The organism is Microbacterium sp. NPDC012755 (assembly GCF_042901325.1).
GTDB lineage: Bacteria > Actinomycetota > Actinomycetes > Actinomycetales > Microbacteriaceae > Microbacterium > Microbacterium natoriense.
The window spans coordinates 2,451,897-2,475,970 of record NZ_JBIBCT010000001.1; the positions used below are offsets into that span (position 1 = coordinate 2,451,897).

Annotated in this window: 22 protein-coding genes and 1 riboswitch; of the genes, 11 read left to right on the top strand and 11 right to left on the bottom strand. The window is 69.2% G+C overall.

What is annotated here, in order from left to right; all coding sequences use genetic code 11:
• Position 1 precedes the first annotated feature (1 nt).
• Positions 2–643, top strand: a complete 642-nt coding sequence (locus ACFY5A_RS11355) for a DUF1345 domain-containing protein (RefSeq protein WP_341939775.1) — start codon at positions 2–4, stop codon at positions 641–643.
• Positions 644–784: 141 nt separating this feature from the next.
• Here ACFY5A_RS11355 and ACFY5A_RS11360 read toward each other — a convergent pair whose 3' ends face one another.
• The 3 genes from ACFY5A_RS11360 to ACFY5A_RS11370 all read right to left on the bottom strand — a co-directional run bounded on the left by ACFY5A_RS11360 (position 785) and on the right by ACFY5A_RS11370 (position 2,308).
• A complete protein-coding gene (locus ACFY5A_RS11360; RefSeq protein WP_387234051.1) occupies positions 785–1,081 on the bottom strand; it encodes a Fe-S cluster assembly protein HesB in 297 nt (98 codons plus the stop codon).
• A 114-nt stretch (positions 1,082–1,195) separates the two neighbouring features.
• Positions 1,196–1,690 (bottom strand): DUF6328 family protein, encoded by a 495-nt coding sequence (locus tag ACFY5A_RS11365; protein WP_387234054.1) that lies wholly within the window; start codon positions 1,688–1,690, stop codon positions 1,196–1,198.
• A gap of 33 nt (positions 1,691–1,723) precedes the next feature.
• Entirely contained in the window at positions 1,724–2,308 is a 585-nt protein-coding gene (locus tag ACFY5A_RS11370) for a 1-acyl-sn-glycerol-3-phosphate acyltransferase (RefSeq protein ID WP_387234057.1), read from the bottom strand.
• A 142-nt stretch (positions 2,309–2,450) separates the two neighbouring features.
• On the opposite strand from ACFY5A_RS11370, the gene ACFY5A_RS11375 reads away from it, so the two are divergent.
• On the top strand, positions 2,451–2,606 hold the full coding sequence (locus ACFY5A_RS11375; RefSeq protein WP_387234060.1) for a hypothetical protein: 156 nt from the start codon (positions 2,451–2,453) through the stop codon (positions 2,604–2,606).
• Between the two features lie 18 nt (positions 2,607–2,624).
• On the opposite strand, the gene ACFY5A_RS11380 is transcribed toward ACFY5A_RS11375, so the two are convergent.
• Positions 2,625–4,103, bottom strand: a complete 1,479-nt coding sequence (locus ACFY5A_RS11380; protein ID WP_341939770.1) for a DHA2 family efflux MFS transporter permease subunit — start codon at positions 4,101–4,103, stop codon at positions 2,625–2,627.
• Between the two features lie 158 nt (positions 4,104–4,261).
• Here ACFY5A_RS11380 and ACFY5A_RS11385 point away from each other — a divergent pair, with 158 nt between their 5' ends.
• Entirely contained in the window at positions 4,262–6,316 is a 2,055-nt protein-coding gene (locus ACFY5A_RS11385) for an ABC transporter ATP-binding protein (protein WP_387234065.1), read from the top strand.
• Positions 6,317–6,322: 6 nt separating this feature from the next.
• Here the strand turns inward: ACFY5A_RS11385 and ACFY5A_RS11390 are convergent, their stop codons facing one another.
• The 7 genes from ACFY5A_RS11390 to ACFY5A_RS11420 all read right to left on the bottom strand — a co-directional run bounded on the left by ACFY5A_RS11390 (position 6,323) and on the right by ACFY5A_RS11420 (position 13,716).
• On the bottom strand, positions 6,323–7,096 hold the full coding sequence (locus tag ACFY5A_RS11390) for an SDR family NAD(P)-dependent oxidoreductase (protein WP_105672559.1): 774 nt from the start codon (positions 7,094–7,096) through the stop codon (positions 6,323–6,325).
• A gap of 111 nt (positions 7,097–7,207) precedes the next feature.
• Positions 7,208–8,155, bottom strand: coding sequence for a glycosyltransferase family A protein (locus tag ACFY5A_RS11395; protein ID WP_105672558.1), 948 nt, complete (start codon positions 8,153–8,155; stop codon positions 7,208–7,210).
• Positions 8,156–8,194: 39 nt separating this feature from the next.
• Positions 8,195–9,325, bottom strand: coding sequence for a cysteine desulfurase family protein (locus tag ACFY5A_RS11400; protein WP_341939767.1), 1,131 nt, complete (start codon positions 9,323–9,325; stop codon positions 8,195–8,197).
• On the bottom strand, positions 9,325–10,176 hold the full coding sequence (gene nadC, locus ACFY5A_RS11405) for a carboxylating nicotinate-nucleotide diphosphorylase (protein WP_387234070.1): 852 nt from the start codon (positions 10,174–10,176) through the stop codon (positions 9,325–9,327). The genes ACFY5A_RS11400 and nadC overlap by 1 nt, the downstream gene beginning before the upstream one ends.
• A complete protein-coding gene (gene nadB / locus ACFY5A_RS11410; RefSeq protein WP_387234073.1) occupies positions 10,176–11,684 on the bottom strand; it encodes an L-aspartate oxidase in 1,509 nt (502 codons plus the stop codon). The genes nadC and nadB overlap by 1 nt, the downstream gene beginning before the upstream one ends.
• Positions 11,681–13,009 (bottom strand): quinolinate synthase NadA, encoded by a 1,329-nt coding sequence (gene nadA / locus ACFY5A_RS11415; protein ID WP_387234076.1) that lies wholly within the window; start codon positions 13,007–13,009, stop codon positions 11,681–11,683. Before nadA ends, nadB begins: the two co-directional genes overlap by 4 nt.
• Entirely contained in the window at positions 13,006–13,716 is a 711-nt protein-coding gene (locus ACFY5A_RS11420; protein ID WP_341939763.1) for an NUDIX domain-containing protein, read from the bottom strand. The genes nadA and ACFY5A_RS11420 overlap by 4 nt, the downstream gene beginning before the upstream one ends.
• 243 nt (positions 13,717–13,959) lie before the next feature.
• Between ACFY5A_RS11420 and ACFY5A_RS11425 the strand changes: the two genes are divergently transcribed.
• From ACFY5A_RS11425 to ACFY5A_RS11460, 8 genes are all read left to right on the top strand, one after another.
• Positions 13,960–15,300 (top strand): extracellular solute-binding protein, encoded by a 1,341-nt coding sequence (locus tag ACFY5A_RS11425; RefSeq protein ID WP_341939762.1) that lies wholly within the window; start codon positions 13,960–13,962, stop codon positions 15,298–15,300.
• Positions 15,301–15,365: 65 nt separating this feature from the next.
• The gene (locus ACFY5A_RS11430; RefSeq protein WP_387234080.1) at positions 15,366–16,313 is read left to right on the top strand and encodes a carbohydrate ABC transporter permease; all 948 of its coding nucleotides are present in this window, start codon (positions 15,366–15,368) and stop codon (positions 16,311–16,313) included.
• The gene (locus ACFY5A_RS11435) at positions 16,310–17,215 is read left to right on the top strand and encodes a carbohydrate ABC transporter permease (protein ID WP_387234083.1); all 906 of its coding nucleotides are present in this window, start codon (positions 16,310–16,312) and stop codon (positions 17,213–17,215) included. The genes ACFY5A_RS11430 and ACFY5A_RS11435 overlap by 4 nt, the downstream gene beginning before the upstream one ends.
• 16 nt (positions 17,216–17,231) lie before the next feature.
• Positions 17,232–17,423, top strand: a complete 192-nt coding sequence (locus ACFY5A_RS11440; protein WP_341939760.1) for an LPXTG cell wall anchor domain-containing protein — start codon at positions 17,232–17,234, stop codon at positions 17,421–17,423.
• A gap of 116 nt (positions 17,424–17,539) precedes the next feature.
• A riboswitch (glycine riboswitch) is annotated at positions 17,540–17,634 on the top strand.
• 136 nt (positions 17,635–17,770) lie between these two features.
• Complete coding sequence (gene gcvT / locus ACFY5A_RS11445; RefSeq protein WP_387234086.1) at positions 17,771–18,877, top strand: glycine cleavage system aminomethyltransferase GcvT; 1,107 nt, start codon at positions 17,771–17,773, stop codon at positions 18,875–18,877.
• The gene (gene gcvH / locus ACFY5A_RS11450) at positions 18,874–19,251 is read left to right on the top strand and encodes a glycine cleavage system protein GcvH (protein WP_105672547.1); all 378 of its coding nucleotides are present in this window, start codon (positions 18,874–18,876) and stop codon (positions 19,249–19,251) included. Before gcvT ends, gcvH begins: the two co-directional genes overlap by 4 nt.
• A 61-nt stretch (positions 19,252–19,312) precedes the next feature.
• Complete coding sequence (gene gcvP / locus ACFY5A_RS11455) at positions 19,313–22,141, top strand: aminomethyl-transferring glycine dehydrogenase (protein WP_387235931.1); 2,829 nt, start codon at positions 19,313–19,315, stop codon at positions 22,139–22,141.
• 235 nt (positions 22,142–22,376) lie between these two features.
• On the top strand, positions 22,377–24,014 hold the full coding sequence (locus ACFY5A_RS11460) for an ABC transporter substrate-binding protein (RefSeq protein ID WP_341939757.1): 1,638 nt from the start codon (positions 22,377–22,379) through the stop codon (positions 24,012–24,014).
• The last annotated feature ends 60 nt before the right edge of the window (positions 24,015–24,074 follow it).

The window sequence follows — 24,074 nt, forward strand, 5'->3', positions numbered from 1 at the left end:
TATGGCCACACCCTCCGCGCGCGCATTCGTCCGTCTGCGGGCTCTCCTCTCGATCATCGGCGGACTCGCCGCAGGTATCGCCGTGGGGCCGTTGCTGGGGGTTGCTGCGGGCATCCTGACCGGATGGGGCGTCTTCGCGCTGACGAACGTGATCTGGGTGCTGCTGCTCATCTGGAGGATGGATGCCGCCGACACGAGGGCGCACGCGACGCTGGAGGCCCCCGGTCGCCGCGTGGCGCGACTGATCTCGATCCTCGGAAGCCTCGTCAGCCTGGGCTCCGTGCTCGTCGTGCTCGTGCAGGCGCAGAAGACCCCGGGCGTCGAGGAGTATCTGCTCGCGGGCATCGCCGTGCTCAGCGTCGCCGCATCCTGGGGGCTCATCCACACCGAGTACGTGCTGCGGTACGCCCGTATGTACTACTCCGAGCCGGTGGGAGGGATCGACTTCAACCAGGAGGAGGACCCGGAGTACACCGACTTCGTCTACTTCTCTGTCGGGCTGGGGATGACGTACCAGGTGTCCGACACGAACCTCACCCGCAACGAGTTCCGCCGGGTCGTGATCGCCCAGACCGTGCTCGGCTACCTCTTCGGCACCGTCATCCTCGCGTCGATCATCAACCTCGTCGTCGGACTCGGCTGATCCGGATCAGCCGTCCCGCGCCGCGTGTCGGACGCCGCTCCGGATCGACGTCGTGATCTGACCGGCACCGTTCCACCCGGCGCCGGACAGCACGGATGCCGCGACCTGGAGGCCGCGGCATCCGCTGTCCCGACCGCGAGGTCAGACGGTCTGGGGGAGCACCGTGAACGAGACGGATCCCGCCTCGTCGACTCCCGCATCGAGGATCTTGTCATCGAGCACCGCCGACGCGGGCTCGTCGATGAAGAGCCGCACACCGGACGCCTCGAGGACGTGATCGCTGGGCTCTGGATGCGCGGTGACCTGCACGGCCAGTCGTGCGCCGCCCGCCGTCTCGGGGGCGGTGGAGTGGATGCGGAGACCCGCATCGGCCGCGTCGCTCTGACGGCTGACCAGGGTCGTCATGATCGCGGTGGCGTTGTCGGTGAGGGTGAGCATGGGTGCTCTCCTTTCCGGTTGGGGCATGCCGAGGTCACGACATGTCCGGGCCACGCTTCCTCACCCGACGGGATGCCGCAACCCTCGACCGCGGATTCGGAGGGTCCTCACACCTCAGCCCGCCCGACGAGCGGCGAGCATCCGCCACAGCCCCGCCCACAGCGCTCCGACGAGCACCACGGAGCAGACGAGGGTGAGCGCACCGGCCGACCTGCCGACGGTGAAGTCGACGATCAGCGTCGTCACGCCCACGGTGAGGAGACCGATCACGAAGAGGTCGAGAGTCACGATGCGCGCGGCGATCCGCACGAGCTCGGGCTTGCGCCTCCGGCCGAACAGGGCGCGATGCATGCCGACCGGGGTCAGCGAGAGCAGGGTCGCGACGGCGGCGAGGGCGACGAGCACGATGTACAGCACGTGCTGTGCGGCATCCATCTCGGTGAAGCGCTGCTGGAACGCGACGGCGAGCAGGAAGCCGGTGAGGATCTGCGTGCCGGTCTGCATGACCCGCAGCTCCTGCATCAGCTCGTCCCAGTTGCGATCGGCGCGCTTGTTGGGAGTCTCGTCGCGTCCGTCGGCGAGGTCGTCCACCTCGGGATCAGTGCTCATGACCCCAGTCTCGCGGGGCGCGCAGGGAGCCGTCTAGAGCGTCGTGGGCGCGGAGCCCTCTTCGCGCAGCCGTGGCTCGGTGCGGCGCTCGGGGCGGACACCTGCCTTGTCGGCGTAGAAGGCGCGGATGCGGTCCATGTCGGCGGCGACGTCTCCGGTGAGGTCGATCGTCGGGCCCAGCCCCGTGGTCATCGTCGTGCGGTCGACGAAGCCGAGCGTCACCGGCATCCCCGTCTGGACGGCGATGCGGTAGAAGCCGCTCTTCCAGTACTCGTTGCCGCCGCGGGTCCCGTCCGGGGTGACGACGAGCCCGAAGACGGCGCCGTCGTTGACCTGGCTCACCACGTCGTTCACGACCCTCGCAGGATCGGCCCGGTCGACGGGGATGCCGCCGATCCCACGCATGATCGGCCCTCGCCAGCCGCGGAAGAGGCTCTTCTTGCCCAGCCAGTGCACGTCGATGCCGAGGCGCCACGCGATGGCGAGCATCAGCACGAAGTCCCAATTGGAGGTGTGCGGAGCACCGATGAGCACGGTGGGCCGTGTCGGCGCCGGCTCCGAGGCGAGCGTCCAGCGGCTGAACACCCAGAAGAGGCGGGCGACGAATGACCTGAGCATCCCTCAACCGTAGGGGGTGAGCCCTGTCGATCCGCTGTCGGTCTCGTCGCCTCCTCATCCCGGGCGCGTCGTGCGCTCCGATGCGGGGCGGAGGGGCGTCGAAGACGGAGCCATCCCCGCGCAGCAGGCGTACCATCGAAGGATGACGAAGATACAGGGGGACGGCGTCGGCGCGGATGCGCCTGAGACGCTCCACTCTCTTCTCGGTACCCTCAACCTGCTCGGCGACGACGCCGCGGGTTACTGCAGCGGCGGCGTCTGCCACTTCCCGGCGCCCCCTGTCGAGAAGGCCGAGTAGCGGCAGACGCCTCGCCGGTCAGTGTCCGGCGTGCTGCGGGGTGCTGCCGTCGTCTTCCGGCTTGCGGATGAAGAACGCGCCCACCACGGTGAGCGTGGCGATGACCGCGCCGATGAGGAATGCGACCTGCGACCCGGAGGCGACAGCCGCCGGGTCATCGGATCCGCCGTTCGCGTTCATGACCACGGTGTACACCGCGACCATGACCGCGATGCCCGCGGCGCCGGCGACCTGCTGCACGGTGCCGATCACGGCGCTCCCGTAGGAGTAGAACTTCGGCGTGAGCGAAGCGAGGGACGCCGTGAACAGCGGAGTGAACGACAGCGCGAGACCGATCGACAGCGTGATCTGCGAGAGCAGCACCACCCACACCGGGGTGGTCGTGCTGAGGGTCGTGTAGAACCACAGCGTCGCCGCGGCGAGGATCGCACCGGGGATCAGCAGGATCCGCGTGCCGCGCGCGTCGTAGATGCGGCCGATGATCGGTCCGAGCAGGCCCATCGCCAGGGCGCCGGGGAGGATGATGAGGCCGGCCTCGGTGGTCGGCAGCATGAGCGCCTTCTGCAGGTAGAGCGGGACGAGCGTGATGGTTCCGAAGAACGCCAGCGAGAGCAGGAACATCTGCGCCATGGACAGCGAGAAGCCGAGCGAGCGGAAGACGCGCAGATCGAGCAGCGCGTCGTCCTTGCGCTGCAGGATCACCTGACGCCACAGGAACGCACCCAGTGCGATGACGCCGACGACCAGGGCGATCACCAGCGGCGCCGGGTTGGCTCCGCCTTCGCCGAGGGCGCCGATCTGGCTGAGACCGTAGACGATGCCGCCGAAGCCGAAGGCCGACAGGATGATCGAGAGCACATCCAGCGGAGCGTTCGTCGTCTCGCCGACGTTGGTCAGCCAACGCCATCCGACGAACATCGCGACCAGTGCGATCGGCAGCACGACGACGAAGATCGAGCGCCAGCCGAAGTGGTCGAGAAGGAAGCCCGACATCGTCGGACCGATCGACGGAGCCAGCGAGATCACGATGCTCACGCGGCCCATCATGCGGCCGCGCGACTCGTTCGGCACGAGGTTCATCATCGTGGTCATGAGCAGCGGCATCATCATCGCGGTGCCGCCCGCCTGCACCACACGGGCGACCAGCAGCATCTCGAACCCCAGCGCGAACGCGGCGAGCAGGGTGCCGGCGGAGAACAGCGCGAGGGCGGCCAGGAACACCTGACGGGTCGTGAAGCGCTGCAGCAGGAAGCCGGTCGTCGGGATGACGACGGCCATCGTCAGCATGAAGGCGCTGGTGACCCACTGTGCGGCGATCGGGGTGATCCCGAGGTCGTCGATGAGATGCGGGATCGCCATGCCCATCGTGGTCTCGTTGAGGATCGTGACGAACGCGGCCGTCAGCAGGACCCAGATCACGCGCATGTCCCTGCGCGGGATCAGGCCTGTCGAGGGGGCCGGGGTCGTCGAGATGGAGCCGGTATCGACGGCAGACATGGGCGGCCTCCAGAAGGCATCGAGGAAAGGGGGATGCGTGCGAGTGCACGAGAGTCACTCAGCGTAACGGCTGCCTCGGACATTTCATTCCGAACTCACAGGAATCCGCCCTCAGCGGATGCGGAGCCTGTGTCGGCGGGGCTGGGTACGCTGGCGTGATGAGCATGGGCATGGGCGGCGGTCCGCGCGGCGGATTCCACGGGGTCGACGCGGCGGCGCAGCGGCGCATCAACGCCGCCGCTCCGCGCATCGACGGGCTCGGCTCGCGGGTGATCGCCCTCTTCCACCCCTACCTCTGGCGCATCGGCTTCACGGCCTCGCTCGTGATCATCGGCGCCGCCATCGCCGTCGTCCCTCCGCTCCTCGTGCAGCGGATCTTCGACGACGCGCTGTTCCCGGTGTCCGGCGGCGGACCGCAGCTCGATCTGCTGCTGGGGCTCGTGCTCGCGACGATCGGGCTGTTCCTGCTGTCGGCGGTGCTCGGCGTCGCGCAGACGTGGCTGACGTCGACCGTCGGCAACAGCGTGACCGGCGATCTGCGGGTGAAGCTGTTCGAGCACCTGCAGGCGATGGAGCTCGGGTTCTTCACGCGCACCAAGACGGGCGTGATCCAGTCGCGGCTGCAGAATGACGTCGGCGGCGTCTCCGGAGTGCTGACGAACACCGTCACCAGCATCCTCGGCAACACGGTGACGGTCGTGGCGTCCCTCGTCGCCATGATCCTCATCGACTGGCGGCTGACGCTCATCGCCGTCGTGATGATGCCGTTCCTCATCCTGGTCCAGCGCCGCGTCGGCCAGCTGCGGGCGCGCATCGCGGGCGAGACGCAGGAGTCGCTGTCGGAGCTCACCTCGATCACGCAGGAGACGCTGAGCGTCTCGGGGATCCTCCTCTCCAAGTCCTTCAACAGGCAGCGCACCGAGTCCGCTCGCTATCAGGCCGAGAACCGCAACCAGGTGATGCTGCAGGTGCGACGGGCGATGAGCGGTCAGGGCTTCTTCGCGGTCGTGCAGGTGCTGATGTCATCGGTCCCGGCGATCATCTACCTCGTCTCGGGCTATCTGATCGCCGGGGGCACCGGTGCGATCACCGCCGGAACGGTCGTGGCGTTCACCACAGTGCAGGCGCGCCTGCTGATGCCGCTGATGGGGCTCATGCGGGTCTCCCTCGATCTGCAGACCTCGTCCGCACTCTTCGCGCGCATCTTCGAGTACCTCGACCTCGTGCCCGAGATCCAGGATGCTCCGGGGGCGATCACGGTCGCCGAGGCCCCAGGGCCTCGGGGCCGGATCGAGTTCGCCGACGTCGTCTTCCGCTATCCGGATGCCGCCCCCGATGCGCGTCCGACGCTTCAGGGCGTGTCCTTCGTCGCCGAGCCGGGAAAGCACGTCGCCTTCGTCGGCCCGTCCGGTGCGGGCAAGACCACGATCCTGTACCTCGCACCGCGGCTGTATGAGGCGCACGGCGGCGCCGTGCTGTTCGCCGGAGCCGATGTCCGAACCCTGACGCAGGAGTCGATCATCGACCAGGTGGGCATCGTCTCGCAGGAGACCTACCTCTTCCACGCGACGATCCGCGAGAACCTGCTCTACGCGAAGCCGGACGCCACGGAGGACGAACTCGTCGCGGCGTGCACAGCGGCCAACATCCACCACATCATCTCCGGCTTCGAGAACGGCTACGACACGATCGTCGGCGAGCGCGGGTACCGGCTCTCCGGCGGCGAGAAGCAGCGCATCGCCATCGCCAGGGTGCTGCTGAAGGATCCGCCGGTGCTCCTGCTCGACGAGGCGACCTCGGCGCTCGACACGGTGTCGGAGCGCGTCGTGCAGGAGGCTCTGGACGAAGCGGCCAAGGGCCGCACAACGCTCACGATCGCCCACCGGCTGTCGACGGTGATGGGGGCCGACGTGATCCACGTGCTCGAGGCGGGGCGCATCGTGGAGTCCGGCACCCACGCAGAGCTGCTCGCCCAAGGCGGGCTGTACGCAGAGCTCGCTGCGCAGCAGGTCGCCGCCTCGCTGGTGCTCGACACCGAGACGGAGGTCGAGCAGTCCGTCACCGGAGGGCTCGCCGCCGCGTTCGCCGATCGTCGTGCAGACAGGGCGCCTGCGGATTCGGCGGGCGAGGATGCCGTCGCCGCGCTCACCTCTCCGGTCCCGCTCCTCGACGCGAGGATCGCCGAGGAGCGGGTGTATCCGAACGAGGCGTAGCGGCGCTCAGTGCACCGAGAGACCGCCGTCGACGAACAGCGAGTGCCCGGTGACATAGGCCGAACCCGCGCCGGCGAGGAAGACCGCCGCCGCCGCGAAGTCGGAGGGGAGGCCGTTGCGGCCGATCATGGTCCGCGATGCGAGGGCGGCGATCTGCACGGGGTCCTCCTGCAGCCGCGCGTTGAGGGGCGTGAGCACGAAACCGGGCACGAGGGTGTTGCTGGTGACCCCGGTCCCGCCCCACGCCTCCGCCTCCGAGCGCATGAGCGACTCCACAGCCCCCTTGGAGACGCCGTAGATGCCGCTGCCGACGAAGGCGCGATGCGCCTGCTGCGAGCTGATGTGGATGAGTCGTCCGTAGCCGCGTTCGGCCATGCCGACCCCGTAGCGCTGGCCGAGCAGGAACGGAGCGAGGGCGTTCACGGTCATGGTCGCGTCCCAGTCGTCCTCGGTGATGTCGGCGAAGGCTGGACGGATGTTGATCCCCGCGGAGTTCACGAGGATGTCCGGTTCGCCGAAGGGTTCGGCGGCGGCCTCGGCGACCGCGCGGATGCCGGCGCGAGTGCTCAGATCGCCGACCACGCCGACGGCGCGGCCGCCGGCGTCGGTGAGCTCGCGCACGGTCTGCTCGACGCGGTCGGCCCCGCGGGCCACGATGACGGTCGCGGCACCCGCTCCAGCGAGCGCGGTGGCGATGCCCCGGCCGATGCCGGAGCTGCCGCCGGTGACGATGGCGGTGCGGCCGTCGAGGCCGAAGAGGGAGTCGAGATAGGTGTTCATGTGTCTCCTGAGGTGGGAAGACGCGGATCGTTCAGCGGCTGGGCGGCGTGTCCACGGCGTGACACGCCGTACGAGGGGTGACGGTCTGCGGCTTCCCGAGGTGGACCGGCGTCACCAGGCGAGCGCGGCGACGAGGTCGGGGTCGGGGTGGGCGTCTGCGAACTCGGGCAGTGACCGCAGTTCGGCGATGAACGCCGAGACCGCCGCAGCGTATGCGGGGTCCGGATGGGTGCCGGCGATCTCCTGGAGCGGCGGCACGTCCATGGTGAGGATGAGCTCGAGTCTAGCCGTGACCGCGGCGTGGGCCCCGGCATCGCGCAGAACCCGGATGCCCCCGCGCAGCGCGGTGAGGTAGTCGAGCAGGACGGGCAGCTGCGCCTTTCCCTGCGTGATCGAGGTGCCGTCGGCGCGGAGCCGCCAGCGCACGACGGTGTCAGGGATCACGTCGAAGGCACGGGCGCGCGTGTACATCTGCTGCGCGACGATCTGATCCTCGTAGGCGACGCCCTCGGGGAAGCGCAGATCGGCCCAGAACGCGGCGCGGCTCACCTTCGACCAGGCGACGATGTTCGCGGACGCCCGCGGGTGCTCGACGATCGTCGTGCCGAGGCGTGCGGGGTCGGTCGCGGCGGCGACCCACGGCTGCACGCGCCCGGCGACGTAGCGCTCGCCGTCGAAGCGCGAGCGCACGTAGGCAGCGGCCGCGAAGTCGCTCCCCGTCTCCGCGAGGGTGCCGGTGAGTCGCGCGAGGGCGGTGGGGGCGAGTTCGTCGTCACCGTCGAGGAACCCGAGATACTCGGTGTCGACGAGGGACAGCCCGACGTTCCGCGCGGCGCCGAGGCCGATAGAGGCCTCATGTCGGAGCATCCGGAATCGCGGGTCGGAGGAGGCGGCATCCGCGAAGATCGCCGCGGTCTCGTCGGTCGATCCGTCGTCGATCAGGATCGCCCGCCACCGTGATTCCGTCTGCGCACGCAGGGAGTCGAGAGCGGCCGGAGCGAACGCGGCGATGTCGCGCCCGGGGACGATCACGGTCACGAGCGGAGCGGATGCAGTCACCAGCTGAGTCTATGGCGAGCGGATGGGGGCGGAGGCGGCTCAGCGACCGGTGACGGAGCGCACGGACTCCGCGACGAGAGCCGCGAGCTGCCCTGCGGCCTCGTCGGGGAGAGCCTCGCGCCCGAACGTGAAGCGCACCGAGGTCTGCGCGACCTCGGGCGGGATGCCGCAGGCCAGCAGCACATGCGAGGGTTCGTCGCTTCCGGCGGCGCAGGCCGAACCGCTCGAGGACACGACTCCGCGGCGCTCCAGCTCCAGCAGCACCGCCTCGCCGCTGACCCCGGCGAAGGTGAAGCTCGCGGTGCCGGGAAGCCGGTGCACCGGGTCGCCGGTCAGAGCGGCCTGCGGAGCGGACGCGAGCACGCCGGCGATGAAGCGCCGTGTGAATGCGCCGACTCCGGCCGCGACCTCGGTGCGCTCCGCGTCGGCGAGTTCCAGGGCGGTCGCCAGAGCCACCGCGCTCGCGACGTTCTCGGTGCCGGAGCGGCGCCCGCGCTCCTGTCCGCCGCCGTGCAGCAGCGGCTCCAGCGGGATCCGTCCGCGCACGGCCAGCGCTCCGATGCCCTTCGGGGCGCCGAGCTTGTGGCCGGCGATCGCGATGGAGCCCGCACCGAGACCGTCGAGCGGCAGCCACCCGGCGGACTGCACGGCGTCGACGTGCAGCGCGGCACCGGCCTGGTCGACCACGGCCGCGATCGCGACGACGTCCTGCACCGTGCCGATCTCGTTGTTCGCGTGGCCGAGCGCGACCAGCGCGGTGTCGTCGCGGAGCACGGCGGCGACGGCATCCGGCGTGATCCGCCCTGCCGAGTCGACCGCAGGCGAGGACACCTCGACGCCGTGGAAGCGGCGCAGGTAGTCGGCCGACTCGAGGATCGATTCGTGCTCGATGGGGGAGACGACCAGATGCCTCCGCGGGGAGGCGAGCACGATCCCCTTGACCGCGAGGTTGTTTGCCTCCGTGCCGCCGCTGGTGAAGACGACGTCTCCCGTGCGCATCCCGAGCACCCGCGCCACACGTCGGCGGGCGTCGTCGAGCGCGCTCGCCGCGGCCTCGCCGACCGTGTGGTGACTCGAGGGATTGCCGAAGACCCCGGTCAGGTACGGGCGCATCGCCTCGAGCACTTCCGGTCGCACCGGCGAGGTGGCGGCGTGATCCAGGTACAGCATCAGTCGATCCTGACGTCCAGTCCGAGGTCGAGGGCGCGGGCGGAGTGCGTCAGGGCGCCGACGGAGATCACGTCGACGCCGGTGGCCGCGATGGCCGCGGCGGTGTCGAGGCTGACACCGCCGGAGGCCTCGACCTGTGCGCGATCGCCGATGAGCGAGACGCCCGCCCGCAGATCGTCCAGCGAGAAGTTGTCCAGCAGCACGGTGTGGGCGCCGCCGTCGAGCACGGCCGGGATCTGATCGAGCCGGTCGACCTCGACCACGATGTGCGTCGTGTGGGGGAGGTGCGCGAAGGCGTCGCGAAGCCTCCCGGCGAGGTCGCCGCCGGCGCGCTGCAGCACGGCGAGGTGGTTGTCCTTCGCCATCACGGCGTCCGACAGGGAGAACCGGTGGTTGCGGCCGCCGCCGGAGATCACGGCGTGCCGCTCGAACGCGCGGAGTCCCGGTGTCGTCTTGCGCGTGTCGGCGATGCGGACGCCGGTTCCCTCCACGGCGCGGACGTATGCCGCCGTGAGAGTCGCGATGCCGCTCATGCGCTGGGTGAAGTTCAGTGCGATGCGCTCGGCGGTGAGGATGCTCCGCGCGGATCCCGTGACCGAGGCGAGGACATCTCCGGGGCGGAACTCGTCGCCGTCGCCGACGTGCACGTCGACGACGAGGGACGGGTCGGTGAGGGCGAACGCGGCGGTGAAGACCTCGCCGCCGCTGAACACCCCGTTCTCGCGCGCGACGAGGTCGGCGGTCGCCGTCGCGTCGGCTGGCAGCAGGGTCGTGCTGGTGAGGTCGCCCCAGGGGGCGTCCTCGTCGAGGGCGGCGGCGACGACGCGGGTGACGGTGGCTGCGGTGAGCATCAGACTCTCTCCAGACGAGGGGCTTCGAGGTAGTGGGCGCCGACGCTCGCGGTGCGGTTCCGTGCGGCGGAGGCGGTCTCGGCGGCGAGGAGGAGGAGATTCGCGTCTTCGTGCTCGGCGGCGGTGGCGGGGGCGACGGCATCCGCCTGCCAGGCCAGGATGACGTCGATGGCGCGCGCGAGCCCGTCCTCTGTGCGGAGGAGGCCCACGTCGTCCCACATGAGCCGCTGGAGCGCCGCGCGGGTGAAGCTCTCGTGACCGCACCGGTGGCGAACCTGGTCGCTGCGGTCGCGAACCTGGTCGGCGAGGCGCGGGGATGCCGACCGGTTCCGCGACCGGAACGGCGGGTGCGGGTCCGAGAGCGCCGTGGCTGCCCTGGCCCCGAAGACGGCGCCCTCCAGCAGCGAGTTGCTCGCGAGGCGGTTGGCGCCGTGCACGCCGGTGCGTGCGATCTCGCCGACGGCGAAGAGTCCGGGAAGGGTCGTGCGGCCGTCGAGATCCGTGACGACGCCGCCCATCAGGTAGTGGGCGGCCGGGGTCACGGGGATCGGCTCTCGGGCCCAGTCGAATCCGCGCTCGCGGGTCACCCGGTCGATGGTGGGGAAGCGCTCCGCCAGCCGTGCCGCGCCCAGCATGGTCGCGTCCAGCCGGACCGGAGAACTCTGCGCCGCCGCCTGCCTGGCGATCGCGCGGGACACCACGTCGCGGGGGGCGAGCTCGCCGTCGGGGTGGGTGTCGAACACGAAACGGCGGCCCTCGTCGTCGATCAGTGTCGCGCCCTCACCGCGCACGGCCTCGGAGACGAGGAACGCGGGCTCCGACACGAGGATCGTCGGGTGGAACTGCACGAACTCCAGATCGGCGACCGCGGCGCCGGCCCGGAGCGCCGCGGCGATCCCGTCGCCGGTGGTTCCGAGCGGATTCGTCGTGTGCACGTAGAGGTGCCCGGCTCCTCCGGTCGCGAGGATGACGGCATCCGCCTCGCGCTCCACCAGACGTCCGTCGACGAGAGTGCGGATGCCGCGCACCGATCCGTCGCGCGTCAGGAGGTCGACGAGGAAGGCATGCTCCGTGACGTCGATGCTCGTGCGCCGCACCGCGGCGACCAGTGCCAGGGAGATCGCGGCGCCCGTGGCGTCTCCGCCCGCGTGAACGATGCGCGCATGGCTGTGCGCGGCCTCGCGTCCGAGCAGGAGCCGCCCGTCGGGTGCCCGGTCGAACGCGACGCCGCGCGCGATCAGCTCGGCGATGCGCGCGGCCGCGTCGTCGACGAGCACGTCGACGGCGGCGGCGTCCGACAGCCCCGCGCCGGCGGCCATCGTGTCGGCGGCGTGCCGAGCGGCCGAATCCCCTGGTCCGTAGACGCCCGCGACCCCGCCCTGCGCGAACCCGGTGCAGCCGTCGCCGAGCGCGCCCTTGGTCACGAGCGAGACCCGATGCCCGGCCTCGTGCGCGTGCAGCACCGCGGTGAGCCCTGCGATGCCTGAGCCGACGACGATGACGTTCATCTCGCGCCCGCCGTGACCGGGGGCTTCGCCGCGAGCATCCGTTCGAGCGCCACACGGGCGGGAGCCACCACGTCGTCAGACACCGTGATCCGGTTGGGCGTGCGTCCGGCGACGAGCTCCTCCAGCACCCAGGCCAGGTAGCCGGGGTGGATGCGGTACATCGTCGAGCACGGGCACACGACAGGGTCGAGGCAGAAGATCTCGTGCTGCGGGTACTGGGCCGCCAAGCGCCGCACCAGGTTGATCTCGGTGCCGACGGCGAAGGTCGTGGGCTCGGTCGCCGCCTCGATCGCCTTGCGGATGTAGTCGGTGGAACCGGCCTCGTCGGCGGCGTCGACGACCTCCATCGGGCACTCGGGGTGCACGATCACGCGCACTCCGGGGTGCTCGGCGCGGGCCTGGTCGATCTGCGCGACGGTGAACCGTCGGTGCACGGAGCAGAACCCGTGCCACAGGATGACCTGCGCATCGGCCAGCTCGTCGGCGGTCGAGCCGCCGAGCGCCCTGCGCGGATTCCACATCGGCATCCGATCCAGCGGAACGCCCATCGCCTTGGCGGTGTTGCGGCCCAGGTGCTGATCGGGGAAGAACAGCACGCGCCTCCCGCGCTCGAACGCCCACTCCAGCACGGTCGCGGCGTTCGACGAGGTGCACACGATGCCGCCGTGACGGCCGACGAAGCCCTTGATCGCCGCAGAGGAGTTCATGTACGTGACGGGGATCACCGGGACGCGCCCGTCGTCGTCGACCGCGTCCATGTCGCCGTAGATATCGGCGAGCTGCTCCCAGCAGTCCTCGACCTGGTCGATGTCGGCCATGTCGGCCATGGAGCACCCGGCGGCGAGATTCGGCAGGATGACGGCCTGGTCCGGTGTGGAGAGCAGGTCGGCGGTCTCGGCCATGAAGTGCACGCCGCAGAAGACGATCGCCTCGGCATCCGTCCGGCCCTTCGCGGCCGTGGCGAGCTGGAAGGAGTCGCCCACGTAGTCGGCGTGGCGCACGACCTCCTCGCGCTGGTAGAAGTGGCCGAGCACGACGACCCGGTCTCCCAGTGTCTCCTTCGCGGCGCGGATGCGGGCGTCGAGCTGGTCTTCGTCCGCTTCGCGATACTCGACCGGCAGCTCACCCTGCCGGGGCGCGCCGGTGGGGATCACGTCGCCCATCGAGGAGCCGGGGCCGTAGCCGGGACGGGTGTCGAAGTCCCAGGGGCCGGCCGCGAGATCGGTGCTGCAGGTGGCGTCTGTCGACGCCCCGCTCACGATCTCCTGGAGCTGGTGGTCGACCGACGGGTCGAGGCGGGTGACGGGGATGAAGGTGATGCTCATCGGATGCTCGTTTCCTCGGGGCCGAGCGGGCCGCGATCGGCCAGCGCGACATCGGTGTTGTAGCGGTAGAGACGTGCGGGGCGGTGGCTTCCGGTGCGGAAGCGGTCGGTGGGGAGCAGGTTGCCTGAGGCCTCGACCTGGCGACGGAAGTTCGCCGGGTCGAGGGACTTGCCGAGGATCGCCTCGTACGCCTCGCGCAGATCGGCGAGGGTGAACTCGGCGGGGAGGAATCCGTGGGCGACGCGGCTGTAGCCGACCTTGTTGCGGAGTCGCCAGAGCGCGTACTCGATGATCTTGGCGTGGTCGAAAGCCAACTCGGGCAGAGCGTCGATCTCGAACCAGCGCACGTTCTCGGGGGCGAGACCCGAGGCGCGGTGGGCGGCGATCTGTGCATCGACGTCGTCCTGTCGCAGCAGCGCCCAGTACACCAGGGAGACGACCCTGGTGGGGGAGCGGTCGACCGCTCCGAACGCGTAGAGCTGCTCGAGGTAGCTCGGAGAGAGGCCCGTCGTCTCGGCGAGTGTACGGGCGGATGCATCGACGGGAGACTCCGCTGCCGTGAGCCATCCGCCGGGGAGCGCCCACTGGTCCGCGAAGGGCTCGCGCGTCCGCAACACGAGCGGAAGGGCGAGCACGGCGGCGCCCGACTCCGCGCGCCGCAACGTGAGGATGACGGTCGAGACCGCCACGCGGATGCTTTGAGTCATAGTTACCTTAACCTCCGCTGTCGATCTTAGTGTCCTTTCGACCTTTAGGGGGGAATCATGACGGATCCGAAGGTCGAGGCCGAAACGTTACCTCCGGTCGGCGCCGAGGGTTGTCACCCCGGGCGGGGTTTGTTAGGTTGCTGTCCTAACAAACCTTTCGCGGTTTGTTCAATGGACCTCACCCGGGGTTCGACTCCATCCGGAGATCCCTCCTGCAGTGCAGCACCGAGAGGAAACACCAGAATGATCCGAAATGGGAAGCGCAGACTCGCGCTCACCGCTCTCGCGGGGGCCTCGGCTCTCGCCCTCACCCTGACCGGCTGCGCCGGCGGGGGAGACACGCCCTCCGGCGATGCTCCCGCCGGCTTCGATGCCGAGGGAGCCAAAGGCCAGGACATCACGTTCTGGGTCATGGGCGGTGACACGCCGGACGAGGCGCGCGAGTACCTCGTCGACCAGTACAAGCAGGCGACAGGCGGCACGCTGAAGATCCAGCAGCAGGACTGGACCGACGCCCTCACGAAGCTGACGAACCAGCTCCCCGACGAGAAGAACACCCCCGACGTCACCGAGATCGGCAACACGTGGTCGCCGACCTTCACCACGGCGGGCGCCTTCTCCGACCTGAGCCCGATCTACGAGGACCTCGGCGGCGACAAGCTGCTCCACTCCTTCGTCGAGGTCGGCGAGGTCGACGGCAAGCAGTACGCGCTGCCCTACTACTTCGGCTCGCGCTACGTCACCTACCGCAAGGACATCTGGCAGGCCGCGGGTCTCGAGGTCCCCACCACGCTCGAGGAGTTCAACGCCGACGTCGCGAAGCTCAAGACGCCTGGCCAGTCCGGGTTCTACATCGGCGGTCAGGACTGGCGCAACGGCGTGTCGTGGGTGTTCGCGAACGGCGGCGAGCTGGCGAAGAAGGACGGCGACAAGTGGGTCTCGACCCTCTCCGACGCGAAGACGATCACCGGACTGGAGCAGTTCCAGACCCTGTTCGAGGACGCCTCGAACGCGCCGGCGACCGAGGACGACTCGACCCCGTGGGTCAACATCAACAACGACAAGGACGGCGCGGCGCCCTCTGCCGCGACCATCATCGCTCCGGGATGGGCGCACTGGTCGATCGGCGACTACGTCGGCGACGATGACAAGGGCAAAGAGAAGCGCGAGTGGAACGACGAGATCTTCGGCGTCTTCCCGCTGCCCGGCACGACGGCGGGTGAGCCCGCTCCCGTGTTCGCGGGCGGTTCCAACATCGCCATCTCGGCGAAGAGCACGAAGCAGGCCGGCGCCAAGGAGCTGCTGCGCATCATCTTCTCCGACGACTACCAGAAGCTGCTGGCCAAGAACGGCCTCGGCCCGGCCAACACCGACTTCGTCGGCGACCTCGGCGACGACCAGTTCGCGAAGGCTCTGGTCGACTCCGCGCTGAACTCGAAGCTCACCCCGGCAGCGCCCGGCTGGGCGGCTGTCGAGGGGCAGAAGATCCTCGAGGAGTTCTTCGGCAAGATCGCCGAGGGCGGCGACGTGAAGGCCTTGGCGAAGGAGTACGACGCCAAGATCGATGCGATCATCAACGGCTGACGCCTGCGGCGGGGCTGGACTCCGGTCCAGCCCCGCCGCATTCTGATCCTCGGATTCGTGATCTCATGACCCTCACCGCACCTTCTCCGTCGACGGCATCCGTCGACGTCCCTCCGGCGCGCCGTCGGAACTGGGCCCCCTACGTCCTGATCCTCGGCGCGTCGCTCGTCCTCCTCCTCGGCATGGGCTATCCCGTCGTCTGGCAGATCATCACCTCGTTCCAGAAGTACGGCGCGCTCCAGCAGCTGGGGGGCAAGGCTCCGGACTTCGTCTGGTTCGCCAACTACATCTCCATCGCGCAGAACGCCACGTTCTGGGAGGTGACGCTGCGCTCGGTCCTCTTCTGCATCGTCACCGCGGCGATCACCGTGGCCGTGGGCGTCCTCATGGCGCTCCTCATGACGAAGGTGCCCGCCGTCGTCCGCTTCATCCTGCAGATCGCGCTCCTGCTGGCCTGGGCGATGCCCGTGATCGCGGCGATGACCGTGTGGATCTGGCTGTTCGACCGGCGCCGCGGCGTCGTCAACTACCTGCTGAACCTCATCCCCGGGGTCGACGTCGGACAGTTCAACTGGATCGGCACGACTCCGGCGCTGTTCTTCACGGTCGCCGGGATCATCATCATCTGGATGTCCGTCCCGTTCGTCGCCTTCTCGGCCTACGCCGGTCTGACCCAGGTCAGCGGAGAGGTGCTCGAGGCGAGCCAGCTCGACGGCGCCGGCGCGTGGCAGCGGTTCCGCTACGTGATGTTCCCCGTGCTCAAGCCCGTCATCGCGATCGTGCTGTTGCTGAACCTGATCTGGGACCTGCGGGTGTTCGCGCAGATCACCCTCCTGCAGGATGCCGGGCCGAAGTCCACCGACTACGACCTGCTCGGCACCTACATCTACAAGACCGGCGTGGCCGGATTCGACTACGGCGCGGGGGCTGCGATGTCGATCTTCGTGCTCGCGATCACGATCGCGCTGAGCTGGTTCTACGTGCGCAGCCTCATCAAGGAGGAGACATCATGATGACAGCGGTCGCAGAGCGACGCGCCGAATCGGGCGTCGCCGTCTCGCCGTCTCGGGTAGCCGTGCGCAGGCGCCGGCGGTTCCGGCCGGGCGTGTGGCTGCTCAGCATCCTCGCCCTCGTGCTCGCCGGGATGTGGGCGTTCCCGGTGTACTGGATGGTGAACTCCTCCATGCTGTCCTCGGTGACGTTGGAGGCGTCGACGCCGACCTTCTTCCCCATCGGGGGGAATCTGACGAACTTCGAGCGGGTGCTCACCCCCTCCTTCTTCGCCGCCCTCGGAGTGAGCGTCGGTGTGACGCTGCTCTCGGTCGCGGTCTGTCTCGTGTTCGCGTTCCTCGCGTCCATCGCGATCAGCCGGTTCCGGTTCCGGGGCAGGGTGAGCTTCATCGTCACGATCCTGCTCATCCAGATGCTCCCCGCCGAGGGGCTGTTCATCGCGCAGTACAAGATGATGTCCGCGATGGGGCTGCTGAGCAACGTCTTCGGGCTCAGCATCCTGTACGTCGCGGCCGTCGTGCCGTTCACGATCTGGATGCTGAGAGGGTTCGTCGTCGGCGTGCCGGCAGAGCTCGAGGAGGCGGCCATGATCGACGGGCTGAGCCGCACTCAGGCGTTCATGCGGATCACGCTTCCGCTGCTGGCGCCGGGGCTGGTCGCGTCCGGGGTCTTCGCCTTCCTGCAGTGCTGGAACGAGTTCACGGTGGCGCTCGTGATCATGGAGAACAACCGCACGCTCCCGCTGTGGTTGCGGGGCTTCGTGCAGCAGAGTGCGACGCAGGCGATCGACTGGGGCCAGGTGATGGCGGCGTCGGCGATCGTGGCGATCCCGGTGATCATCTTCTTCGTGATCGTGCAGGGGCGGATGACGAGCGGTCTCGTCGCCGGAGCCGTCAAGGGCTGAGCTCGGAGCGGTGGCGGTGGTCGGATCCGACTGCCGCCACCGTGCGGCATGCCGTGAACTCCTGTTCACCGGGGAGTCGGGGGATTCGCGTCCTGACGGCGACGAGTATGCCGGCGCGACCGTGCCCGTCATCGCGATGTCGGCCGGAGCCGCCCTGCTCGCGCTCGGCGGAGTGCTCCTCGCGCGTCGTCGGCGCAGCCTGAGCTGACGGCATCCGCTCCCGTCGCACTCTTCCTCGCTCGGACCACTCCGCGCGACGCAAAGTGCGACGGGAGCGGACCCCTCGGAGCCGCTAGACTGAACCCACAACCGAACACAGGCCGTATGACCCACGCGGGAGAGCCCCGGCGAACGCAGCCGGGCACCGAAGGAGCAAGCCTCCCCGCCAATCTCTCAGGTACGCGTACCGCGCGGGTCCGGCCACTCTGAAAAGCGATCTCGCGATCCGCCGACGGTGAAAGCCCCCACGGGCGAAGCTCTCAGGCCCATGACAGAGGGGGAGTTCCGAGGAACGGCGATGCCGCCGTTCCGCCCGTTCCAGCCCGGGAGAACTCCATGTCCGACCCCCGCTACACACCGCTCCGCGAGCGCCACGAGGCGCTCGGGGCATCGTTCACCGACTTCGGCGGCTGGCAGATGCCGGTGCGCTACACGTCCGATCTGGCCGAGCACCACGCCGTTCGCGAGGCTGCCGGGATCTTCGACATCTCGCACATGGCCGAGTTCACGATCGTCGGCGCCGGTGCGGCCGAGTACCTCGACTACGCGCTGGCCGGACGTCTCTCGGCGCTCGCGATCGGCAAGGCGAAGTACTCGCTGCTGCTCGCCGAGACCGGCGGCATCATCGACGACGTCATCGTCTACCGGCTGGGCGAGGACGACTTCCTCATCATCTCCAACGCCGGCAACCGCGACGCCGTGCGTGCGGCGCTGCGGGAGCGGGTCGCCGGACACGAGGTCGTCGTCGAGGACGTCTCCGACGCCTATGCGCTCATCGCCGTGCAGGGACCTGCCGCCGAGGCCATCCTCGCCGCGACCGAGGGCATCGACGACGTCTCCGTGCCCTGGGCGGAGCAGAAGTACTACGCCTGGGCGAGCGCCACCTTCAACGGCGCGGCCATCCTCCTCGCTCGCACCGGCTACACCGGTGAGGACGGCTTCGAACTTCTCGTCGCAGGCCCCGACGCCACCGCTCTGTGGGACGCGGTGCTCGCCGCCGGCGCCCCGCACGGGCTCGTCCCCGCAGGTCTCGCGGCCCGCGACACGCTGCGTCTCGAGGCGGGCATGCCGCTCTACGGGCATGAGCTCACCCTCGACACCAAGCCGGCCCAGGCGGGTCTCGGCCGCGTGGTCGTCACCGCCAAGGAGCGCTTCGTCGGCAAGGACGGCGTGGATGCCGCAGCAGGCGCCCCCGTGCTCGTCGGCCTGACCGCCGAGGGCAAGCGCGCGGGCCGTGCCGGATACGCCGTCGTCGCCGAGGACGGATCGCCGCTCGGCGAGATCACCAGCGGCGCCCTCAGCCCGACGCTCGGCCACCCGATCGCGATGGCTTTCGTCGCTCCTTCTTCCGCGGAAGAGGGAACAGCAGTATTCCTGGATGTGCGGGGGACCAGGATCCCCGCGACCGTGACCGCCCTGCCTTTCTACCGGAGGACCAAATGACCGATCTCACCGCACTCAAGTACAGCGAAGAGCACGAGTGGGTCGCCCTCGACGGCTCCGTGGCGACCGTCGGCATCACCGACTTCGCCGCTGACGCCCTCGGCGACATCGTGTTCGTGGAGCTCCCGGCCGTCGGCACGACGTTCGCCCGCGGCGCCGTGTTCGGCGAAGCGGAGTCGACGAAGTCCGTCTCCGAGCTCTACGCACCCGTCGCCGGCACGATCACGGAGATCAACCAGGCCGTCGTCGACGACCCGGCACTGCTGAACTCCTCGCCCTTCGAGGACGCATGGCTCGTCAAGGTCGAGGTCGCCGACGGCGCGCTCGACGGACTGCTCGACCGCGACGCCTACGTCGCGCACACGGAGGGCTGATCGACCAGTGGTCTCCTTCGCCGATCGTCACATCGGAACCCCGGCATCCGCTCAGCGCATCATGCTCGATGCGCTGGGCGTCGAGTCCGCGCTCGATGACGGGAGCCCCGTCGAGGCGCTGATGCGCCAGGCCGTCCCCGCATCGATCTTCACTCCTGCACGCGGCGAGAGCGTGATCCCGCGCGCCGCGAGCGAGACCGAGGCTCTCGCCGAGCTGCGTGCTCTCGCATCGCGCAACACGGTGAACCGGCCGATGATCGGCCTCGGGTACTACGGCACGATCACGCCCAGCGTGATCCAGCGCAACGTGCTCGAGAACCCCTCGTGGTACACGGCGTACACGCCGTACCAGCCCGAGATCTCCCAGGGGCGCCTCGAGGCGCTCATCAACTTCCAGACGATGGTCTCCGAGCTCACCGGCCTCACCACCGCCAACGCGTCGATGCTCGACGAGTCGACGGCCGTGGTCGAGGGCATGCTGCTCGCCCGTCGCGCCTCGAAGTCGGGGTCGAACGTCTTCGTCGTCGACGCCGACGCCTTCCCGCAGACCCAGTCGCTGCTGAAGACGAGGGCGGATGCCGTCGGCATCGAGCTCGTGACCGTCGACCTCGCCGCGGGGGAGGAGCTGCCGGCCGAGCTGTTCGGCGTGTTCGTGCAGTACCCCGCCGCCTCCGGTCGCGTGTGGGACCCGAGCGCCGTGATCGACGCCGCGCATCTCGCCGGCGGTCTGGCCGTCGTCGCCGCCGACCTGCTCGCCCTCACGCTCATCGCCTCGCCGGGCTCGCTCGGCGCCGATGTCGCGGTCGGCACGACGCAGCGCTTCGGAGTGCCGATGGGCTTCGGCGGACCGCACGCCGGCTACATGGCGGTGCGCGCAGGCCTCGAGCGTCAGCTGCCGGGTCGCCTCGTCGGCGTGTCGGTGGATGCCGACGGCAAGCCGGCCTACCGCCTGTCGCTGCAGACCCGTGAGCAGCACATCCGCCGCGAGAAGGCCACGAGCAACATCTGCACCGCGCAGGTGCTCCTCGCCGTGATGGCGTCGATGTACGCCGTCTATCACGGCCCCGACGGGCTGCGCGCGATCGCCGCCGACGTCGCCCGCAAGGCGGACGCGCTCGCGACGTGGCTGATCGAGCTCGGTCTCGATCTCGAACACGAGGCGTTCTTCGACACGCTCCGGGTCCGCGTCCCCGGGCGCGCGGCGGAGATCGCGGCACTCGCGCACGAGTCGGGCTACCTCGTGCACGAGGTCGACGGCGACACCGTCGGCGTCTCGGTCGACGAGACGACGACGTTCACCGATCTCGATCGGGTCGCGGGATTCTTCGCGGCGGGGAGCGGCCGGTCCTTCGGCTACATCGCCGCGTCCGATCACGGCCGCCTCCCCGAGGGTCAGCTCCGCAAGGACGAGTACCTCACGCACCCGGTGTTCCACGCGCACCGCAGTGAGACGGCCATGATGCGGTACCTCAAGAGCCTCGCCGACCGCGACTACGCGCTCGACCGCGGCATGATCCCGCTCGGTTCGTGCACGATGAAGCTCAACGCGGCCACGGAGATGGCCGCCATCACGTGGCCCGAGTTCGCCGGCATCCATCCCTTCGCGCCGCTGTCCGACGTCGGGGGCTACCTCGACCTCATCACACAGCTCGAGGGCTGGCTGGCCGAGGTCACCGGCTACGACGCGGTGTCGCTGCAGCCCAACGCGGGGTCTCAGGGCGAGCTCGCCGGACTCCTCGCGATCCGCGGCTACCACCTCGCCAACGGCGATGACCAGCGCACCGTGTGCCTCATCCCGTCGTCCGCGCACGGCACGAACGCGGCATCCGCCGTGCTCGCCGGCATGAAGGTCGTCGTCGTCGCGTGCGACGAGCTGGGCAACGTCGACCTCTCCGACCTGCGCGCCAAGATCGCCGCGCACGCCGCGGAGCTCTCGGCGCTGATGATCACGTATCCGTCGACGCACGGCGTGTACGAGCACGACGTGGTGGAGATCACCTCGGCTGTGCACGAGGCCGGCGGCCAGGTGTACGTCGACGGCGCCAACCTGAACGCCCTGCTCGGCTACGCGCGGTTCGGCGACCTCGGCGGAGACGTTTCGCACCTCAACCTGCACAAGACGTTCGCGATCCCGCACGGCGGCGGCGGCCCCGGCGTCGGACCCGTCGCGGCCAAGGCGCACCTCGCTCCGTTCCTGCCGTCGCACCCGCTCGCGCAGCGCGCTGAGCACGCGGGCGGCTTCGTGTTCGAGGGCGGTCCGGTGTCGGGCGCTCCCTACGGATCGGCCGGTGTCCTGCCGATCTCCTGGGCGTACGTGCGCATGATGGGCTCCGCCGGTCTCCGCGATGCGACCGCCGCGGCCGTGCTGTCGGCGAACTACATCGCCGCGCGCCTCGGCGAGCACTACCCGGTGCTCTACACGGGGGAGAACGGCCGGGTCGCACACGAGTGCATCCTCGACCTGCGCCCCCTCAAGGAGGCCACGGGCATCAGCGTCGACGACGTCGCCAAGCGGCTCATCGACTACGGCTTCCACGCGCCGACCATGTCGTTCCCCGTCGCGGGCACCCTCATGGTCGAGCCGACGGAGTCGGAGGACCTGGGCGAGATCGAGCGCTTCATCGAGGCGATGATCATGATCAAGGCCGAGGCGGATGCCGTGGCCGCCGGGCGCTGGCCCGCCGACGACAACCCGCTCGTGCACGCGCCGCACACCGCGGTGTCGCTCATCTCGGGGGAGTGGACCCACGCGTACACCCGAGAGGAGGCCGCGTACCCGGTTCACGCGCTCGTGGCCGGCAAGTACTGGCCGCCGGTGCGCCGCATCGACCAGGCGTACGGAGACCGCAACCTCGTGTGCGCCTGCCCGCCGGTGGAGGCCTTCGCCTGACCCGCATCGTCTGACGCCGAACGGCGCCGTGCCTGACCCGCGAGGGGAGCACGGCGCCGTTCTGCTGTGTCCCGCGGTGTCGTCATGTGACGGGGATGTATCCAGATGATCGCAAGTCAGTAACGGTTCATTCACTTGGTGCGACCGGATGCCGCTCACCGGGTTACGCTCAGGTATCCCTGCGCGCTCGATGACGCGTGCGCAGCCTGGTAAATCGTCCACAGGAGGACATAAAGTGAAGCGCAACAAGATCGCCCTTGCGGGCGCCGCGCTGCTCGCCATCGGTGCCCTGGCCCTTGCGGGCTGCGCCAGCGGTGGAGGCAGCAACTCCGGAGAGGGCAGCACGGGCGGCAAGACCGATCCCGATGCCATCATCACGGCGAACGGTTCCGAGCCTGAGAACCCGCTGATCCCGACCAACACGAACGAGGTCGGCGGCGGCAAGATCCTGGACGAGATCTTCGCAGGTCTGATCTACTACGACGCCGACGGCAAGCCTGTCAACGACATGGCCGAGAAGATCACCACCGAGGACCCGCAGCACCTCACCGTCAAGCTCAAGGAGGGCCAGACCTTCACCGACGGCGAAGAGGTCACGGCTGACAACTTCATCAAGGCGTGGAACGAAGGCGCGAAGGCGTCGAACAAGCACCTGTCGAGCTACTTCTTCGAGGACATCGAGGGGTTCAGCTGGGATGAGGACAGCGAGCTCACCGGTCTCAAGCAGGTCGACGACTACACCTTCACCATCGCGCTGAACAAGCCGGCCTCCGACTTCGCGCTGCGTCTCGGATACTCGGCCTTCTACCCGCTTCCGGACGTCGCTTTCGAGGACATGGCCGCATTCGGGGAGAACCCCGTCGGCAACGGACCGTACAAGCTCGACGGAGACGGCGCGTGGCAGCACGACGTCAAGATCGACCTGGTTCGCAACGATGACTACAAGGGCGGGCGCAAGCCGGCCAACGGTGGACTCACCATCACCTTCTACGCCACGCAGGAGGCTGCGTACGCCGACCTCCAGGGCGACAAGGTAGACGTCATCGACGCCATCCCGGCGATCTCCCTGCCGACGTTCCAGGACGACCTGGGCGATCGCGCTGTGAACCAGCCGTCCGCCGTCTTCCAGTCGTTCACGATCGGTCAGTTCCTGCCGCACTTCTCCGGCGAAGAGGGCATCCTCCGTCGCCAGGCGATCTCGATGGCGATCGACCGCGACCAGATCACGGACAAGATCTTCTCGGGCACCCGTACCCCGGCCAAGGACTTCACGTCCCCGGTCATCGCGGGCTGGTCCGACTCGGTCCCCGGCAACGAGGTCCTCTCCTACGACCCCAAGAAGGCGAAGGAGCTGTGGGCAGAGGCCGACAAGATCTCGCCGTGGGACGGCACGTTCCAGATCGCGTACAACTCTGACGGCGGCCACCAGGAGTGGGTCGACGCGGTGACCAACCAGATCAAGAACAACCTCGGCATCGAGGCTTCCGGGGCGCCGTACCCGACGTTCGCGGTGATCCGCGAGCAGGTCAACAACCGCTCCATCAAGACCGCCGCCCGTTCGGGTTGGCAGGCCGACTACCCCGGTCTGTACAACTTCCTCGGCCCGCTCTACGCGACGAACGCCGGGTCCAACGACGGCGACTACTCGAACCCGAAGTTCGACGAACTGCTCGCATCCGGTATCAGCAACCCTGATGCGGACGAGCAGCTCAAGGACTTCACCAAGGCGCAGGAGATCCTCTTCAACGACCTCCCCGCGATCCCTCTGTGGTACTCCAACGTGACCGGTGGTTACAGCAAGAACGTCGACAACGTCACGTTCGGCTGGAACTCCGTGCCGCTGTACTACCAGATCACGAAGGCTGCCGAGTAAGTCGGACAGAACTGAAACCTACGAGGCGGTGACGGAACTCGTCACCGCCTCGTAGGCTGT